At 62.8% G+C, this 17,839-nt stretch carries 13 protein-coding genes and 1 pseudogene; 5 read left to right on the forward strand and 9 right to left on the reverse strand.

Annotation, left to right across the window (positions count from 1 at the left end; all coding sequences use genetic code 11):
- From KQH60_RS13135 to KQH60_RS13145, 3 genes are all read right to left on the reverse strand, one after another.
- Positions 1 to 480, reverse strand: coding sequence for an HIT family protein (locus KQH60_RS13135; protein WP_237576876.1), 480 nt, complete (start codon positions 478 to 480; stop codon positions 1 to 3).
- Positions 477 to 4,553 carry a DUF3683 domain-containing protein gene (locus KQH60_RS13140; protein ID WP_237576877.1) on the reverse strand — a complete coding sequence of 1,359 codons (4,077 nt, stop codon included), beginning with the start codon at positions 4,551 to 4,553 and terminating at the stop codon, positions 477 to 479. Before KQH60_RS13140 ends, KQH60_RS13135 begins: the two co-directional genes overlap by 4 nt.
- 366 nt (positions 4,554 to 4,919) lie before the next feature.
- Positions 4,920 to 6,377 carry a beta-1,3-glucanase family protein gene (locus KQH60_RS13145; RefSeq protein ID WP_237576878.1) on the reverse strand — a complete coding sequence of 486 codons (1,458 nt, stop codon included), beginning with the start codon at positions 6,375 to 6,377 and terminating at the stop codon, positions 4,920 to 4,922.
- Between the two features lie 382 nt (positions 6,378 to 6,759).
- Here KQH60_RS13145 and ilvA point away from each other — a divergent pair, with 382 nt between their 5' ends.
- The 4 genes and pseudogenes from ilvA to KQH60_RS13165 form a co-directional block, all read left to right on the forward strand.
- Positions 6,760 to 8,283: a threonine ammonia-lyase, biosynthetic gene (gene ilvA, locus KQH60_RS13150; protein ID WP_237576879.1), complete on the forward strand. Its 1,524-nt coding sequence runs from the start codon at positions 6,760 to 6,762 to the stop codon at positions 8,281 to 8,283.
- A gap of 14 nt (positions 8,284 to 8,297) precedes the next feature.
- Positions 8,298 to 9,122: an NADPH-dependent 7-cyano-7-deazaguanine reductase QueF gene (gene queF, locus KQH60_RS13155; protein WP_237576880.1), complete on the forward strand. Its 825-nt coding sequence runs from the start codon at positions 8,298 to 8,300 to the stop codon at positions 9,120 to 9,122.
- A 174-nt stretch (positions 9,123 to 9,296) separates the two neighbouring features.
- Complete coding sequence (locus KQH60_RS13160) at positions 9,297 to 9,842, forward strand: YaeQ family protein (protein ID WP_237576881.1); 546 nt, start codon at positions 9,297 to 9,299, stop codon at positions 9,840 to 9,842.
- 10 nt (positions 9,843 to 9,852) lie between these two features.
- Positions 9,853 to 10,145 (forward strand): annotated as a pseudogene (locus KQH60_RS13165) (amino acid deaminase); the annotation flags it as partial.
- Here the strand turns inward: KQH60_RS13165 and KQH60_RS13170 are convergent.
- Both KQH60_RS13170 and KQH60_RS13175 read right to left on the reverse strand, forming a co-directional pair.
- Complete coding sequence (locus KQH60_RS13170) at positions 10,146 to 10,673, reverse strand: MarR family transcriptional regulator (protein ID WP_237576882.1); 528 nt, start codon at positions 10,671 to 10,673, stop codon at positions 10,146 to 10,148.
- A gap of 3 nt (positions 10,674 to 10,676) precedes the next feature.
- Positions 10,677 to 12,275 carry an MFS transporter gene (locus KQH60_RS13175; RefSeq protein ID WP_237576883.1) on the reverse strand — a complete coding sequence of 533 codons (1,599 nt, stop codon included), beginning with the start codon at positions 12,273 to 12,275 and terminating at the stop codon, positions 10,677 to 10,679.
- A 127-nt stretch (positions 12,276 to 12,402) separates the two neighbouring features.
- Between KQH60_RS13175 and KQH60_RS13180 the strand changes: the two genes are divergently transcribed.
- Complete coding sequence (locus tag KQH60_RS13180; RefSeq protein WP_237576884.1) at positions 12,403 to 13,320, forward strand: EcsC family protein; 918 nt, start codon at positions 12,403 to 12,405, stop codon at positions 13,318 to 13,320.
- Positions 13,321 to 13,344: 24 nt separating this feature from the next.
- On the opposite strand, the gene KQH60_RS13185 is transcribed toward KQH60_RS13180, so the two are convergent.
- From KQH60_RS13185 to KQH60_RS13200, 4 genes are all read right to left on the reverse strand, one after another.
- A complete protein-coding gene (locus tag KQH60_RS13185; protein ID WP_237576885.1) occupies positions 13,345 to 14,271 on the reverse strand; it encodes an alpha/beta hydrolase in 927 nt (308 codons plus the stop codon).
- Positions 14,272 to 14,376: 105 nt separating this feature from the next.
- Positions 14,377 to 14,814, reverse strand: a complete 438-nt coding sequence (locus tag KQH60_RS13190; protein ID WP_237576886.1) for a CHRD domain-containing protein — start codon at positions 14,812 to 14,814, stop codon at positions 14,377 to 14,379.
- Between the two features lie 100 nt (positions 14,815 to 14,914).
- Positions 14,915 to 15,331 (reverse strand): surface-adhesin E family protein, encoded by a 417-nt coding sequence (locus KQH60_RS13195; RefSeq protein WP_237576887.1) that lies wholly within the window; start codon positions 15,329 to 15,331, stop codon positions 14,915 to 14,917.
- Between the two features lie 215 nt (positions 15,332 to 15,546).
- Positions 15,547 to 17,839, reverse strand: a 2,293-nt coding sequence (locus KQH60_RS13200; protein WP_237576888.1) for an amino acid adenylation domain-containing protein, incomplete at its 5' end; no start/stop codon positions are given.

Raw genomic sequence — 17,839 nt, forward strand, 5'->3', positions numbered from 1 at the left:
TCAGCCAAATTCGCGCTGCAACGCATCGCGCACCGCGACGCCGACGCCGGCCGCCGCCGCAACGCGTGCGGCATGCTGCTGCGCGCACGGCTCTCGGCGCCGGGCAGCCCACACGGGCGCCGGAAAGTGCGGATCGTTGGCAAAGCGCGGGATCACGTGCCAGTGCTGGTGGGCGACCATGTTGCCCAGGCTCGCGATGTTGATCTTGTCCGGATTCAACGTCGCGCGCAATGCGCGCTCAACCGCGGCCAGCGCACGCATTAGGTGCTCGCGCTCGTCATCCGACAGGTCGCTGAACTCGGTGACGTGCGCGTTCCACACGAGCCGGCAAAATCCCGGATAGTCCGGCTCGCCGCGCACCTCGATCACCCGCAGCCACGCGTCGCGCCACCACACAACGCCCCCCTCCTGCGCGCAGAACACGCACGATGCCGCGTCGCGCGACGCAGCGTCGGCTGACCCAGGCGTACCGGCGTTCATACAAGCACCCGTTCAATGCCGCCGCTGTTCGCCCGTTGCACGTAGTCGGCCATCCAGTTCTCGCCGAGCAGATGGCGAGCCATCTCCACGACAATGTAGTCCGCCTCGATGCCGGCGTCCTCGTTATAGCGCGACAATCCCTGCAGGCATGACGGGCAGCTGGTCAGGATCTTCACGTCGCCGTCGAACGCGGCGCGCGGCGCCTCCACACCGGTACCGGTCACGGGCCCGGCGGTCCCATTGGCCGGCACGCCGGTGGCGCCGAGCGGCGCTGCCGCAATCGGAATGTCGCGCAATCTGGCCGCCCCCTTGCGGATTTCCTCCTCCTTGCGAAAGCGCACTTGCGTGGACACGTCCGGACGCGTGACCGCAAGCGTGCCCGATTCGCCGCAGCAGCGATCGTTCTTCTCGATCCGGTAGCCCTGCTTCTGGCTGCCGACCAACTCGTTGACCAGCTTCACCGGGTCCACGGTCTTGATCGGCGTATGGCACGGGTCGTGATACATGTAGCGCACACCGGACACGCCATCCAGCTTGAGGCCCTTCTCCAATAGGAATTCATGGATGTCAATGATGCGGCAGCCGGGGAATATCTTGTCGAATTCATAGCCGGCGAGTTGGTCGTAGCAGGTTCCGCACGAGACGATGACCGTCTTAATGTCCAAGTAATTCAACGTGTTCGCGACCCGGTGGAACAGCACGCGGTTGTCCGTCACGATCTTCTCGGCTTTGTCATACTGCCCGGCGCCGCGTTGCGGGTAGCCGCAGCATAAGTATCCCGGCGGCAGCACGGTCTGCACGCCGGCCTCCCACAGCATTGCCTGCGTGGCCAGCCCGACCTGCGAGAACAAACGTTCCGAACCGCAACCGGGGAAGTAGAACACCGCCTGCGTATCCACTGTCGTGGTCTTCGGATTGCGGATAATCGGCACCACCTTGTTGTCCTCGATATCGAGCAACGCGCGCGCCGTCTTCTTCGGCAGATTGCCCGGCATCTTCTTGTTCACAAAGTGGATCACCTGTTCAACCGCCCTGGGACGGCCGGTGGTCGCCGATGGGCGCTGCGTCTGCTTGCGTCCGAGCGCCTTGAGCACGTCGCTGGCCACGCGCTGCGCCTTGTAGCCGATGTTCATCATCACTACGCGCGCAGCATGGATCGTCTGCGGATTGGTCGCGTTCAGGAAGAACATGCCCGCAGCCTGCCCGAGATTGAAGTGTTTCTTGCCCATCTTGCGCAGCAAGTTGCGCATGTTCATCGTCACGTCGCCGAAGTCGATCTTGACCGGACACGGCGTCACGCACTGATGGCATACGGTGCAGTGGTCCGCGACGTCATTGAACTCGTCCCAATGCTTGATCGACACACCGCGCCGTGTCTGCTCCTCATACAGGAACGCCTCGATCAGCAGCGACGTCGCTAGGATCTTGTTGCGCGGGCTATACAGCAGGTTCGCACGCGGCACGTGCGTCGCGCACACCGGCTTGCATTTGCCGCAACGTAAGCAATCCTTGACCGAATCAGCGATTGCGCCGATATCGGACTGCTGCATGATCAGCGACTCGTAGCCCATCAAGCCGAAACTCGGCGTATACGCGTTGCGCAGATCCGCGCCATCCAGCAGCTTGCCCTTGTTGAAGCGGCCCTGCGGGTCGATCTTCTGCTTGTACGCGCGAAATTCGGCGATCTCCGCGTCGGTCAGAAATTCTAGTTTGGTAATGCCAATGCCGTGCTCACCAGAGATCACGCCGTCCAGTGATCGGGCCAGCGCCATGATCCGCGCCACGGCCGTGTGCGCGTCCTGCAGCATCTCGTAATTGTCCGAGTTCACAGGGATATTCGTATGCACGTTGCCATCGCCGGCATGCATGTGCAGCGCAACGAACACGCGGCCGCGCAGCACCCGCTTGTGGACCGCCTGCGCCTCGTCCAGGATCGGCTTGAACGCCCCACCGTTGAAGATCTGTCGCAATTCGGCGCGGATCTCCCGCTTCCACGAGATCCGGATCGTGCGGTCCTGCGCGAGATCGAACACACTCGCGTCGGGCTGCACATCGAGCCGGTCCGCGAACTGCTCGGCCAACGCCTCGCAGCCTAACTCGAGCAGCCGCTGGCGCGCCTGCGCGAGCGGCGCGTCGAGATTGTCGCGCACATACTGCCAACGGGCGCGGACCTGGCGCAGCAACGCCAGCGCCTGCGCGACACGACCCTCCAGCAACTCCGCGCTGGGAATCTCGTTCGCGTCATCGCTCTTGCCCAGCGGCAGATTGCCTGCGGTGAAGAACGCCTCGAGCGCCTCCACCAGCTGCAGCTTGTTCTTCAGCGACAGCTCGATGTTGATCCGCTCGATGCCGTCGGTGTACTCGCCCATCCGGTTCAGCGGAATCACGACGTCTTCATTGATCTTGAACGCGTTGGTATGCTTGGCAATCGCCGCCGTGCGCGAGCGGTCCAGCCAGAAGCGCTTGCGCGCCTCGGCCGAGACCGCGACAAACCCCTCGCCGCTCTTGCCGTTGGCCATGCGCACGACTTCCGATGCCGCCTCGGCGACCCGGTCCGCATCGTCACCGACGATGTCGCCAATCAGCACCATTTTCGGCAATGCGTTGCGCTTAGACTTAGTCGCGTAGCCGACGGCGCGCAGATAGCGCTCGTCCAAGTGCTCCAGCCCGGCCAGGATTGCGCCGCCCGCCTTTGCGGTCGCGAACAAGTACGTCTTGATGTCGACGATGCTCGGGATCGCATCACGCGCCTGCCCGAAGAACTCCAGACAGACGGTGCGCGTATGGGCCGGCATCTTGTGCAACACCCAACGCGCCGACGTGATCAGTCCGTCGCAGCCTTCTTTCTGCACGCCAGGCAGACCCGCGAGGAACTTGTCGGTCACGTCCTTGCCCAGCCCCTGCTTGCGAAAGCGCCGGCCCTCGATGGTCAGCGTCTCACTGCGCAACCATTTTTCGCCGGGCGCCGCGCTGCCGTCATACCAGCGCAGTTCGAAAGTGGCGCTCGGCACGTCGTGGATCTTGCCCAGGTTATGGCCGACGCGCGTGACTTCGAGCCAGTTGCCATCCGGGTCGACCATCCGCCACCACGCGAGATTGTCCAGCGCGGTCCCCCACAGCACGGCCTTCTTGCCGCCGGCGTTCATCGCGATGTTACCGCCGATGCACGATGCGTCAAGCGAGGTCGGATCCACGGCGAACACGTACCCGGCCTGCTCGGCGGCCTGCGTGACGCGCCGCGTCACAACGCCGGCGCCGGAGAAGATCGTCGCGACCTTGCCTGGCACACCCGGCAGCTCGGTCAATTCGACCGGGCTGAGTTGCTCAAGCTTCTCGGTGTTGATGACTGCGGAAAACGGGGTGAGCGGCACCGCTCCACCGGTATAGCCCGTGCCACCGCCGCGCGGAATCACCGTCAGGCCTAACTCGAAGCAGGCCTTCACCAGGCCGGCGATTTCCGCTTCAGTGTCCGGCGTCAGCACGACGAACGGATACTCGACGCGCCAATCAGTCGCATCGGTCACGTGCGACACGCGCGAGAGCCCGTCAAAGCGGATGTTGTCCTTTTCGGTCCAGCGCCGCAGCTCGCGCGTCGCACGGCGTCGCAGCGCGGCAATCTGCTCGAACTGCGCCGCGAACGCGTCCACCGCGCCACGCGCGGCCGTGACCAGCGAGCCAACGCGGGCCGCACGTTCGTGCCCCGCGCCGTCGCCGTGCTCACGCAGATCGGCATGCCGGCGCTTGTCGATCTCGTTGAGCCGATGGTTCAGCGCGTCAATCAGCATCGCGCGGCGCTTCGAGTTGTCCAACAGATCGTCCTGCAAGTACGGATTGCGGCGCACGACCCAGATGTCGCCGAGTACTTCGTACAGCATCCGTGCCGAACGTCCGGTGCGCCGCTCGGCACGCAACTCGTCCAGCGTGCGCCACGCATCGTCGCCCAGCAAGCGGATGACGATTTCACGATCGGAAAACGACGTGTAGTTGTAGGGAATCTCGCGCAAGCGCGGCTCGGTATCCAGCGCAACGGCGGCAGCTGCGCCATGAGGATCGAAGGCTTGAGGTGCGTTCATGTTCTGCAATTCAGTTGGCCGGCGCGTCCAGGCTGTCGCGGGACGTGAGCGCCGACGGCGCGCTGACGCGCTGTTGTCTGCAAGGTCTGGGGGTGGGAAGCCTGACGGGCGCCTGCTCTGTCGCCACGAGGTCTTGTGGACCCGCATAGACGGCGCGAGGCTTCGCCGGTATCACCGGCAGCGGCACGATCGCGAGCTATGCGCGAGCCGCTCGATGGCCGACGGCGCAGGCCAGTTGCAGCGCGGCTTAACGGTCGAAAAAGCGGTTCGGGTCTGCCAATGCATTGTTCGATCCTGATTCCAGACCCGGATTGTACTGCAACCGCAGGCGGCGCGTTGTCAGTGCGCGCGGCCGCGCCGGGCGCCTCACATCTGACCGAATTGCACGATCAACTCGGGACAACCGCCAAAATACACGGCTGGATCGGCCCCGTACACGTCATCATAGGAGAACGCATACGCTCGTGCATCGATGCCGAACGCGTGCAGCAACTTCGCGTACCAGAAGATCGGCAAGCGCGGCGTACCCACGCCATGACCCGCGCCGTTGTAAAATTGCGCCGGATCGATCCATGACACGCAGCCGTCGTCCAGGTGCATGACGCCACGACAGATCGACATCGCGATGGCGACCGCCGCTGGATCGCTCGCCCAATACGCGCCCTCGCCGGCCTGCGCGCCGGCGTTGCCGGCCAGCAGGAATCCCCAGTCGATCGGGCCAATAGACGAATCCGTATTATGAAACAGCGACGGATCGCCACCGACCGGGGAATAGTCAGGCTGTCCCCAGCGCGCGCTGGGCCGTGGCAGCGTCGGAACACGATACGGTACCGTGTACGCCGCATCGGTGAACAGTGACAGCGTCATGCCGTCGGGCGCGACGCGGCCGTAGAATACCCGCTTGTCAGCCAGGTCCCTGCCGTAGAAGGAAAAGCGGCGATTCGGCCGCCAGCACAACTCGTTGACGTAGCGATCCCAGAAGTGCGTGAAGCGCTGCGCCATAGCCAACCGCGTCGCATCGTCTCCCCCCCAGTCGGCGAACCTGGCCTGCTTGGGCGACAGTATTCGCGTGATCCGGCCATCGCTCGCGCTCACCTGCAGCGCCTTGAAGATGCTCGGGTTGCCGAACGGCTCCGCCGCGTTGGGCACAGGTATCGAATCGAACGCGGCGATCATGTCGGCGCGCCGGTGCGGATAACCCACAACGCGCCGCGTCCCGGTGTTCGCGTCGATGGCCGAGATCGTGAAGGGCACAGACCAGAAATCGTCATTGGTCAGGTGAAAGTTAGGGTGATCAGCGGTATGCAACTCGAACTTGTCGTACAGCACCGGATTGTCCACGCCATTGGATGGCCCACTCGCGCCGAAGGGCGGCATTGCGTCGAACCCGTGCCCGAATGCGAAATACACACGGCCGCTGACCAGCGGCGGGATGGTCAGCGTCAGTGGCTGGCCGCCGTCGCGACGCAATGCCGACACGCTGAACGTCATCGTCGCGCTGTCAAGCCGGAAATCGGCTGCGTTTCCCGTCGGATGAAACGTGCCGCGCACCGGGTCGACATAGCCGAATACATCTGGCGCCCATGGGGCGCGGCCCAGCACGGCAACAAATATCTCATCGTGCCGAAACGAAAAATGGTCGGGAAACACCAGCAGCACCGTAGTCATCGACGCGGTGCCCGTATCGGACGACGCGCCCTTGATCGACACCGGCAAGCGGGTGTTCCCGCCGCTGCCCGAGCCACCCAGACGCGTATTGCCACCGACCAACGCGGTCGTGGCGACTCCCACGCCAACCGACGCGGCCAGCGCGCCGAGCCTCATGACGGAACGGCGCTTGCGATCGACGCGGCCGGCCGGGCTACCCATCCGAGTGCTGGTTTTCCGACGCTGCCCTCTGAAGGAAAAAAACATTCGACCCCGTGGTATTGGTGCATTCCGGGCGGCCACGCCGCCGGATGCGGCTCACCGCGCCACCTGCCATCTTGTAGTGCATCCGGGCCGTGCCACACCAGCCCATTGCGGCTGCGCGCTCGACATTGTCCGATCCAGCAATGGCGCATTGGCGCGTAACAACGTCACCGCTCTGCAGCCGGCCGTTGCGGCACTCCACTCAATGCGCGCCGACGCACGAACGCAGCGCCGGATAGCGCTATGATTGGCCCTTTTCCCGCCATTTTCAATCCACGCCCTCTGCAAGACTGCCATGCCCTCGCCCGATTACCTGAAGAAAATCCTGACCGCCCGCGTCTACGACGTGGCGCGGGAAACTGAACTCGAACACGCGCGCAACCTGTCGGCTCGAATTCAGAACGCGGTTTATCTGAAGCGCGAGGACAACCAGCCCGTCTTCTCGTTTAAGTTGCGCGGTGCATACAACAAGATGGCACAATTGCCGCGCGACGCCCTAGCGCGCGGCGTGGTGACCGCGTCGGCCGGCAACCATGCACAAGGGGTTGCCTATTCGGCGGCCCGGCTCGGCTGCAAGGCGGTTATTGCGATGCCGGTCACGGCGCCGCAGGTCAAAATTGATGCGGTGCGCGCGCACGGTGGCCCGACGGTGGAAGTCGTGCTGCACGGCGAATCGTATTCCGATACCTATACGCGTGCGCTTCAGATCCAGCAGCAGCACGGGCTGACGTTTATCCATCCGTTCGACGATCCGGACGTGATCGCCGGCCAGGGCACTGTCGCAATGGAAATCCTACGTCAGTGCCAGGGTCCGATCGACGCGATCTTCGTGCCGATCGGCGGCGGAGGTCTCATCGCCGGCGTCGCGGCATACGTCAAGGCACTTCGCCCGGAAATCAAAATCATCGGCGTACAAACCGACGATTCATGCGCGATGGCGCGCTCCATCGCAGAAGGCGAGCGCGTCACGCTCAGGGAAGTCGGCCTGTTCAGCGACGGCACGGCGGTCAAGCTCGTCGGCGAAGAGACGTTTCGGCTCGTGCAGCAATACGTCGACGGTTTTGTGACCGTGGACACCGACGCGCTGTGCGCGGCGATCAAGGACGTTTTTCAGGACACGCGCAGCGTGTTGGAGCCGGCCGGCGCGCTGGCCGTGGCCGGCGCCAAGGCCTATGCTGAGCGCGAAAAACTACAGGGCTGCACGTTTGTCGCGATCACCTCGGGCGCGAACATGAACTTCGACCGGATGCGTTTCGTTGCTGAACGCGCCGACGTGGGTGAGGCACGCGAAGCGGTGTTCGCGGCGACAATCCCTGAGGAGCGCGGCAGCTTCAGGCGCTTGTGCGAGTTGATCGGCGCGCGCAACGTCACCGAGTTCAACTATCGGGTTGCCGACGCTGAACAGGCACACATTTTCATCGGCGTACAGATCCAGCGTCGCGACGAATCGCAGCTGATTGCCCAGACCTTCGAGCAACATGGCTTTGCAATCGTCAATCTAACCAACGACGAGCTGTCCAAGCAGCACGTGCGGTACATGGTCGGCGGCCACTCACCGCTGGCTCGCGATGAGCGCCTATACCGGTTCGCGTTCCCAGAACGCCCGGGCGCGCTGATGAAGTTCCTGTCGTCGATGGCGCCTGACTGGAATATCAGCCTGTTCCATTACCGCAATGGCGGCGCGGACTACAGTTCAATCCTGGTGGGCCTGCAAGTGCCGATGGCCGAAGAAGCCCAGTTCCAGCAGTTTCTTGCGGCGCTAGGGTATCCGCATTGGGACGAAACAGCCAACCCGGCGTATAAACTATTCCTCGCTTAAGCCCGAGCCGCAACATGACACCCGACCAATCTCCTTTAGGCAAGCCGGTGGGCTATGCCCAGCAGTATGACCCGACACTGCTGTTCCCAATTGAGCGCCGGCAAGGCCGCGACGCGATCGGCGTGCCGACAGTACTGCCGTTCTTCGGCACGGATATCTGGAACGCGTACGAGCTGTCCTGGCTAAACGAGCGCGGCAAGCCGCAGATCGCGCTGGCCACGTTCCATGTGCCGGCGGAATCGCCCAACATTATTGAATCCAAATCGTTCAAATTGTACCTGGGGTCATTCGCGCAAACACGTATTGCGTCGATCGACACGTTGCGCGAGACCATCCAGCGCGACGTCTGCGCGTGCGCGGGCGCGAACGTGTCGGTACGGCTCACACCGCCGGCTGAGTTCGCAACGCTGGCGCTGGACGAGCTCGCGGGAACGTCGCTGGACCGATTGGACCTAGACACGGATATCTATACGCCCGACCCGTCGCTGCTGAGCGCGGGCACCGATCAGGCGCCTGTCGATGAAACGGTGTTCTCGAATCTGCTCAAGTCCAATTGCCCGGTGACCGGGCAGCCGGATTGGGGCAGCATCCAAATCCGGTACGTCGGTCCGCCGATCGATCACGCCGGCCTGTTACGCTACATCGTGTCGTACCGCGACCATAGCGGGTTTCACGAGCAATGCGTGGAGCGCATCTTCATCGACATCCAACGCGTGTGCAAGCCGATCAAGCTGGCGGTCTACGCACGCTATACGCGACGCGGCGGGCTGGACATCAACCCATTGCGCACCAATTTCAACCTGCCGTTGCCAGACAACGCGCGAACCGCGCGCCAATAAGCCGTGCGAGCGTGTCCCCATGATGCATCGGCGGCACGCCTATGCAGGAGGTCCATGCAAGGCCGGTCGTGCGAGCGGATACGCCACACAAGCCGCACCGGTCACGCGCGTTGCGTAGACGATGCAGGTCGTGCAAGTCATGGCACGACGCCGACAACGAATACTGTTTAACCGATGGCGCTGAAATCAACAATCTACAAAGCCGAACTGCAGATCGCCGATATGGACCGTCATTACTATGCGGACCATTCGCTGACGCTGGCCCGGCATCCATCCGAAACCGATGAACGGATGATGGTGCGCCTGCTGGCGTTCGCGCTGTATGCGCATGAGCGGCTCGAATTTTGCAAGGGGCTGTCCGACACCGACGAGCCGGACCTGTGGCAAAAGGACCTCACTGGCGCAGTGCAGCGATGGATCGAAGTCGGCCAACTGGACGAGCGGCGCATCGCGAAAGCGAGCGCGCGGGCAAACGACGTGGTCGTGCTGGCCTACGCGGGACGCACATCCCGGATCTGGTGGGATGCGATCCAGGGCAAGGTCGCGCGACTGCGCAATGTCACCGTATTGAGCCTTGCCGAGGGCGTCGCACCGGCGCTCGCAACGCTGGCCGAGCGCACGATGCGGCTGCAATGCACAGTCCAGGACGGCGACGTATGGCTGGGCAGCGCTGCGCATCAGCCGGTGCAGGTCGAGATGTCGCGCTGGCTGCCCACCTAGGACACGCAGGTTGCTGCCAGTCCTGCAACTATGGGCGTACGTGTAATCGGTGCCCGAAGCGGACCGCGCGATCGTCGCGCTCGGCAAGCGCGACGCGGCGTTCGACGCTGGCCTGCCGGTGCCGGCACGCCACTACCGAGCGGCCGACGCATGCGCCAGGTGAGCGCCGAGTCGGACATCCGCGTCGGCGATATGATCGGGTTCGATATTTCACGTCCGTGCCTGAGGTTCGACACGTGGCGCAACCTGCTGAGGGTCGATGACGCGTATGACGTGGTCGAGATCATCGAAACGTTCTTTTAGTCATTCGATGGCTGGCACGTCGCCGTGCTCGGCCGGGACCGGCCACTCGCCATGCGTCATGCAACGCTCGATGTCCTTGAGCGCTTCCTCGAGCGCATGCAACGCATCGTCGGACAGTCCCCCGAGCGCACTTGCAAGCAACGCGTTGCGGCGCGGTAGCCCGTGCTCAACGGCCTGACGCCCTGTGTCCGTCAGCACGACATTGGTTAACCGGTTGTCCCGCGCATCCGTACTGCGGGCAATCCACCCAAGGCTTTCAAGCTGCTTTAACTGCCGGGTCAACGCGCCCGGATCGATGCTGAGCCGTTCCACAAGCCGCTTTTGCGGCAGGCTCGGTCCGCCGTGCGGCGTATCGTCGCGGCTCGCCGCCTCTACGTCCGGCTTGGCAAGCCGCGCGTGGTCGTAGAGTGCGAGCAGGATCCGCCAGCGGGGCAATGGCAAACCGACACGCGATTCGAACGTGGTCATGAATGCACGGTAGGTTCGGCCAAATTGTTGAAATATCGCGATTCGCTCTTGCAGTTCCACGGCCTACTCCGTCATTGTCGGCTCATGCTTGGAGGCGCGCGCCAGCTGGATGGGCGGCACACGCCGGGCGTGCCACACCGCCCATACCGCAACGAGCGCGGCAAGCGCGAAGCCCAAGTGGATCGCCCCCACCAATGCGTCGCGCGCGCCTTCCAGGAGCGCGACACCATCATGCCCGGCCGCGCTGACCTGCTGGACCAGCTCTTGCTGGGCTTGCCGGTTGATCAGCACTTGTGGATCGCCGAACGCATCGAACCAGGCGCCGGCCTGGCTGCTCACCAGCGTATCGCGCACTGCGCTCGCATACCAATGGGACACCAATGTTCCGGTCACTGCGGTGCCGAGCATGCCACCGATCATGCGCAATGACTGCAGCGACGCCGTGGCAATCCCCAGATGCTCGCGACCGGCGCTTTGATGCACAAATACCGTCAGGTTTGGCGTCACGAAGCCCAGTCCGAGTCCGCCGAGCGCCATGAACCCCATCAGCAACGCCTGCGGCGTCGCCCGCGTGGACACCGCCGCGCCCACGCACGAGAGCGCGAGCAGCGCAAAGCCAACGTGGAGCATCGCATTGGGATGGCGGATCCGCGTCACGATGCGCCCGTTCAGGATGCTGCCCAGCGTAATGCAGACCGCCAGCGGCGTGACGATGATGCCCGCATCGCGGGGCGATAAGCCGAAACCGCCCTGGAACAGCAACGGTGCATAGAACAACAGCGAAAACATCGAGAAGCCCACCAACAGCGACAACGCAAATAGCACGGACAAGCTTCGATGACCGAACATGTCGATAGGCAGCATCGGCTGCGCTGCGTGCCGCTCCCACTTCCATAGTCCTACCATACACAGCGTGCTGGCCACGAGCAGCGCGCCAGTGCCGTACGTCAATCCGTGCTCGGGTAACAACTCGACGAAGAGTTGCAAGCCGCATAGCGAGGCCGCGATCAACACCGCGCCGAGCCAATCCAGCTTGATCCGCCCCTGGTGCCGCACCTGCCGCAAATGCGGCAAAAAACGCCAGACAAAGAACAGCGACAATAATCCAACGGGTAGATTCACGTAGAACGCCGAGCGCCATCCGCAATACTGCGTTAGGAATCCGCCGAGCGACGGGCCGACCGCATTCGCGATACCAAAAGCCGAACTCATCATCACCTGCCAGCGCAGCCGGACGTGAGCATCGGGGAACAAATCCGGAATGCAGGCGAACGCCGTGCCGACCAGCATGCCACCGCCTACACCCTGCAACGCGCGCGCGAGCACGAGAAACAGCATGTCGTTCGCGAGCCCGCACAGCGCCGAGGCCGCCGTAAACAGAATGATGGATGCCACGACGAACGGCTTGCGGCCATAGTAGTCACCCAGCCGCCCGAAAATAGGCACGGTGATCACTGACGCCAACAAGTATGCGGTGGCGACCCACGCGTACAGGTCAAAGCCTTTCAGTTCTGCCACGATGGTGGGCAGCGTAATGCCTACCACGGTCTGGTCGAACGCGACGAGCATCGTCACAAACGACAGGCCCAGCATCGCAAGCATCGATTCTCGAAACGGCAGTACTTGCTCGCTCGAATGTTGAGCGGAAGAGTCGAATGGCATCTTTGCGTCTACAATAATTGCTTAATCAATTGATTGAAATCATAGCAAGAAAAGCCGCTCTAACGAATTTGCACGGACGGCCACGGCCGTTCCCGAACCGCCCTTTTGTGTTCCGGAGTTCAATACGATGTCAAACGCGCTTATTGCCCCATCGGATGCGACCATGCGGGATGCCGACCTGAAGGCGTTGCAGGGCGCCAAGCAACTGCTGGAGCACCCCGGCCTGGCGATCAAGCTGACCAGCTTAATCGGCGCGCCGTTCGAGGCATTGTTGTCGCGCCTGCCGGCCGGCGCCAACGACAAAGTGCTCGATGCGACCCATATCGCGCTGCGCCAATGCCTGCGCGCCGCGCTGCACAGCCTCGGTCGCCGCGACAGCGCGTCGCCGCTGTCCACCGGATACGATCCGATGACGGCCGACGAGCGTGCACGACCCGTCACGCTCAGCGCGATCGCGGCGCCCCCGCCGCGCAACTGGCTGCACAAGGTCGCGGTGGCGACCACAGGCGCAGCCGGCGGCGCATTCGGGCTCGTCGCGCTGCCGATCGAGTTGCCCGTCACGACAACCTTGATGTTTCGCTCGATCTGCGACATCGCTCAAAGCGAGGGCGAGGATCTGTCCACACCCGACGCGCAACTCGAATGCTTGTCGGTGCTTGCCATGGGCCACACCGCGATTGGGCTAGGCCGCGCGGAGATGGGTTACTTTTTCGTTCGAGGCGCGCTCGCGCAAGCCGTATCGAAAGCCTCCTCCGACGTCGCGGCCAAGGGCTTCGCGCACGGCGTGGCCGCTCAGACGTCCGCGGCATTAGCCCGGCTGATCAATGCCGTCGCCGCACGCTTTTCGGTCCAGGTTGGCGAACAACTCGCCGCCAAATCCGTGCCGGTGCTTGGCGCAGTGCTGGGTGCGCTGGTCAACGCCGCATTTATCGAGCATTTCCAGAACATGGCTCACGCGCACTTCACGGTGCGCCGGCTGGAGCGACACTATGGCAAGCCGGCGGTGCGGGCCGCGTATGATGCGATCGCGCCGCACGCGCCATGAGGAGGGCAACGCACGCGCGCCGCGTCACGCCGCCACGTGCGTCACGAACTGTGCCGCCTCCCGCAACGCGCGTCGCGCCTCCGGAAGAAACGGCGCATAGATCTGCCACACGTGCGGCATGTCCGGCCATATCCGAAACTGCGTCGACACGCCGACCCTGCGGGCATTGTGTGCGACGCGCACCGAGTCATCGAGCAACACCTCGGTGCTGCCCACCTGGATGAACAGCGGCGGCAACCCATGCAAATCCGCGTAGGCCGGCGAGGCCAGCGGATGGGCCGGCGACGTGTCGCCCAAATACAGCTTCGCTGCGCGGCTGATCACCGGCCCGGCAAACATCGGGTCCTGTCCATGATTGGAGACGATCGACGCGCCAGATGCGGCCAGATCGGTCCACGGCGAGAACAGTACGGCCCCCGCCGGCAGCGGCTCACCCGCCTCGCGCAGCGCAACCAGCGTGGCCAATGCGAGGCCGCCCCCCGCTGAATCGCCGGCGATCACGATGGCTTCGGGTGCGTACCACGCAAGCAACGCGCGGTAAGCCGCGAGCGCGTCGTGCAGCGCGGCCGGAAACGGATGCTCGGGTGCGAGCCGGTAGTCCAGCGCGAACAACGCGGCCCGTGCCCGCGCCGCCAGCGCGAACGTGATCGTGCGATGCGTGTGTGGCGAACAGGAGGAGTAACCACCGCCATGCAGATAGAGGATCATCGGGCGCCCGCGGTCCGGCGCCGGCGCCGGCGCCGGCGGCTCAGGCTCGAGCCATTCGCCGACGAGCGGCGCACACTCGCTGCCATAACGCTCGCGCAGTCGGAATCCGGCCGGCACCTTGGGCGTCCACAGACGCTTGTCGACCCACGCGCGCACGCGACTCACGTTGATATCCGACAGTTCAGTATACGGTCGGAAATACCGGCGCAGCCCCCACGACACGACGACGCGTTGCCAACTCACCGTGGTCTCCCATTACCTGTCGGCTCATCATAACGGCGTTGCAGCGCCAGCCCGTGCGCAAGCGGCTCCAGCGCACACTTGCGCAAAATCTGCATGGGCCCGGTATCAATGGGTCCGCAGCACCTGTCCGCGAATCTCGCCGCCGGGGTTTTGCGCAGTATGGACGTTGAAGTACCATTTGCCAGCCAACAATTCGCCGGCCTGGTCGTCGTTCAGCGTCGCATGCCCATGAATGGGGCTGGCCAGCGCATTCTTGTCGATCGGCACCTGGATGCCGGCATTCTGGCCAACCGGTGCGGGCCCGTGAAAGTGCGCGGCACTGACCGGAGCGGACAAGTCGGCGTAGGCGGCAGTCCATTGCAGGGTCCGCGACGACGTGTCATACGTCGCATCGAGCGTGCCGTGCCCCCGGCTCGTCTTCGGTGGCACCTCACTCGATGGCTGAAGATCGGCCTTGAAGGTCACGGTGTCGGCATAGGCGAGGCTGGAACCGGCAACGCCCAGCCAGGTAACCACGATAGCGAACAGACGCGTCGTTGTCATGCTTGTCTCCGAAACGGGTTGCGCGCTGCCGCTCGTGCCCACACTACACGGACACACAGGCCGCACGCCCATACTCATGGAAATCGCGCCGTTTAATTGATCAGCAAAACCTCGCGTGGATCTTGTCCATCACGGTGCCCGGCCCGATATCCATCCAGGCATCGCTTGTCGGCTTGTAGACGCCGGCGGGCGATCCGTCGGCACTCTCGTAGCAGGATTCGATCAGTCGCCATTGCTTAGCGTGGCAGTTCATCTGATAGCGACTGATCGATACCGCCACCGCGGCGATCGCGCCCGGCGGCTGCGCCGCGTCCTGCCACGTGGTCCGTGTCGAATAGGCGAGGTAGCCGTCCGAATCCTTGTGCGCGCTGTCGGCGTCCAATTCATATGACAGGTCGCGCGCACTCGACAGGGTCATCCACTGGACCGCTTGTGTCGGGCTGCCCGCTATCCCGATGCCCATTCCCATCCCCATCCCCGCGCCACACGCAAGTGCGAACCTCCAGACTCTACGCATTGTTGTTCTCCACAATGACTGCAGCCAGTCGCCCTGATTTGGGGGTAGCCTCATCAACGCTACACGAATTCACCCCGGTCCGCTTCGAACCATTGCAACACATCGTTCGGCTTGCGTGCTGCACTCTCGTTATCGGGCAGGCTAACCATGACCGTTACCGGTTAGCGCGATCAAATTCGCGCTTAAGGGTATTGAGCGTTTCTGCACTATAAAGTTTATCGTACCGCATTCGTCTGTCCTTGAGGTTGCTGATTCTCCAATTCATTTAGCTTGCGGGCTAGGATAGGAGCAATGAGGGCCGTCGATTCCGGCTTGAGCATTTCTCCATGACTGCAGTGAACATTGCAAACTTCGATATTCCCGCGCACATAAGGGTTCCACGCATCAGGCGAGATTAGCGTTTCACATTCAGCCTCTGCTACCGTGGCTCGAAACAATAGCACATCACCGCCATACTGTGATGGAGAATAATCCCTTACGATACGCCAATTATTCTTTGCAATTTCCTCGGTGTTTTCCAATAAATGCTTATCCATCGCCGAGACTAACTCATTGCCATAGTGGCGAACGAACACATCTCTAACCATCGCCTGGTCAATTTGATTTTCTTTCTCTTCAAAAGCTTTGCCCGGAAAAGGGTAGCTATCCAGTAACGCCAGTAACGCCACTTTTTCGCCTTGGTGTTCAAGTCGGACAGCCATGCTATGCGCCACTATGCCACCCAAGCTCCATCCTAAGAGGCAGTAAGGTCCTTTGGGCTGAACACGGCGCATTTGTTCCAGATATTCTGACACCATCTCGTCAAGGGTCGACGCAAGCGGGCTTGTTCCATCGAGCCCACGAGCCTGCAAGCCATAAAGGGGCTGATCCGGATGAAGGTAATTGGACAGACCCATATAGCTCCAGCTCAAACCCAATCCAGGGTGAATACAAAAAAGAGCAGGACGGCTGCCTGTGGGTTTAAGAGGAAGCAGAACGGAAAACGAGTTTTCTTGCATCCCGTCGCGCTTAACGAAATGGCGTGCTAAGCCTGCGAGGGTGGGTGCCTCAAACAGCGTGCGAATAGCAAGGTCAACCCCTAACGCTGTGCGTACACGATTGATCAGGCGCATGGCCAGCAGCGAGTGGCCCCCGAGCGCAAAGAAGCTGTCGTGCCGCCCTACACGCTCCACACCCAATAGCTCGGCCCAAATCGCCGCCAGCGTCGTCTCGAGTTCGCCTTGCGGCGCTTCATACGCGTGATGCGCGAGCGCGTCGGCGTCGGGCTCGGGCAGTGCACACCGATCGAGCTTGCCGTTCGGCGTCAGCGGCCATGCGTCCAACCGCACGAACGCACTGGGCACCATATATTCGGGCAACGCTGAGGCCACATGTGTGCGCAACGTATTGGCCAGTTGCTCATCGGCCTGCGCCACCACATACGCCACCAGGCGCTGGGCGCTACCTTCGCCCGTGGCCAGCACCACCGCCTCGCGTACCTGGGCATGTTTAGCCAAACACGCCTCGATTTCGCCCAACTCAATCCGGAAACCGCGAACCTTGACCTGATGGTCATTGCGGCCCAGGTATTCCAAATGACCGTCGGGTAAATAACGCGCCAGGTCACCTGTTCGGTACATCCGTGCGTCGGCTTCGCTCAAGAACGGATCACGCACGAAGCACTCGGCCGTGAGTTCGGGCTGGTTCAGGTAACCGCGTGCCACCCCCGCTCCGCCAATATACAACTCACCGACCGCACCCAACGGTACAAGCTGGCGATGGGCATCGAGCAAATAAATCCGCGTGTTCGCAATCGGTCGGCCAATCGGGACAACCTTGCTGTTCATCTCCCGCCCGCCTCGCCATACGGTGGCGCACACCGTGGCTTCCGTCGGGCCATACGCATTGAAGACGGTGTAGTATTGGCTTAAATACTGCACTAATGCCGGATCAGGGGTTTCACCCGCAAGAATCAGCGTTAAGGGCGTACTGAGGGTAGGCAACGCTTCGCCCCGTTGAAGCAGCGCGGGTGGCAACGTCACGTGTGTAATCGCGTGGCTTGCCAAATAAGTCCAAAGCGCACGTTGCTCCCAACGGGTGGTCTCGGGCGGCAGATACAATGTCGCACCGCTGCCAAACGCCATTAGAATCTCCGAGATACTCGCATCAAAACTGAGTGAGGCAAACTGCAATACGCGGCTGGTCGCGCGCACATCAAAGCGGGCAATCTGCGCGTGCACAAGATTCATCACGCCGCGATGTTCCACCATGACGCCCTTCGGCGTGCCGGTGGAGCCGGACGTATAAATCACATAGGCAAGATGATGAGCCGTGAGCTCCGGTACCGACGGATTCGTGTCCCTCTGCTCCGGCACTGTGTTCGGGTTAAGCACCGTGCGAGACGCGAGTGCCGCATCACCGAGCGCGGCACAACCCACCGCATCCGCCAACACAATCTCGGGCGCCGCATCTTGCAGAATATGCGCGAGCCGCTCGCCCGGATACGCTGGGTCCAGCGGCACATAGGCC

Source organism: Mycetohabitans sp. B8 (assembly GCF_021991875.1).
In the GTDB taxonomy this organism is placed as follows: Bacteria; Pseudomonadota; Gammaproteobacteria; order Burkholderiales; family Burkholderiaceae; genus Mycetohabitans.

Bases quoted from the DNA above. Each gene is read 5' to 3' on its own strand.
- KQH60_RS13135 (WP_237576876.1), bottom strand. From the start codon at position 480: ATGAACGCCGGTACGCCTGGGTCAGCCGACGCTGCGTCGCGCGACGCG.
- KQH60_RS13140 (WP_237576877.1), bottom strand. From the start codon at position 4,553: ATGAACGCACCTCAAGCCTTCGATCCTCATGGCGCAGCTGCCGCCGTT.
- KQH60_RS13145 (WP_237576878.1), bottom strand. From the start codon at position 6,377: ATGAGGCTCGGCGCGCTGGCCGCGTCGGTTGGCGTGGGAGTCGCCACG.
- ilvA (WP_237576879.1), top strand. From the start codon at position 6,760: ATGCCCTCGCCCGATTACCTGAAGAAAATCCTGACCGCCCGCGTCTAC.
- queF (WP_237576880.1), top strand. From the start codon at position 8,298: ATGACACCCGACCAATCTCCTTTAGGCAAGCCGGTGGGCTATGCCCAG.
- KQH60_RS13160 (WP_237576881.1), top strand. From the start codon at position 9,297: ATGGCGCTGAAATCAACAATCTACAAAGCCGAACTGCAGATCGCCGAT.
- KQH60_RS13175 (WP_237576883.1), bottom strand. From the start codon at position 12,275: ATGCCATTCGACTCTTCCGCTCAACATTCGAGCGAGCAAGTACTGCCG.
- KQH60_RS13180 (WP_237576884.1), top strand. From the start codon at position 12,403: ATGTCAAACGCGCTTATTGCCCCATCGGATGCGACCATGCGGGATGCC.
- KQH60_RS13190 (WP_237576886.1), bottom strand. From the start codon at position 14,814: ATGACAACGACGCGTCTGTTCGCTATCGTGGTTACCTGGCTGGGCGTT.
- KQH60_RS13195 (WP_237576887.1), bottom strand. From the start codon at position 15,331: ATGCGTAGAGTCTGGAGGTTCGCACTTGCGTGTGGCGCGGGGATGGGG.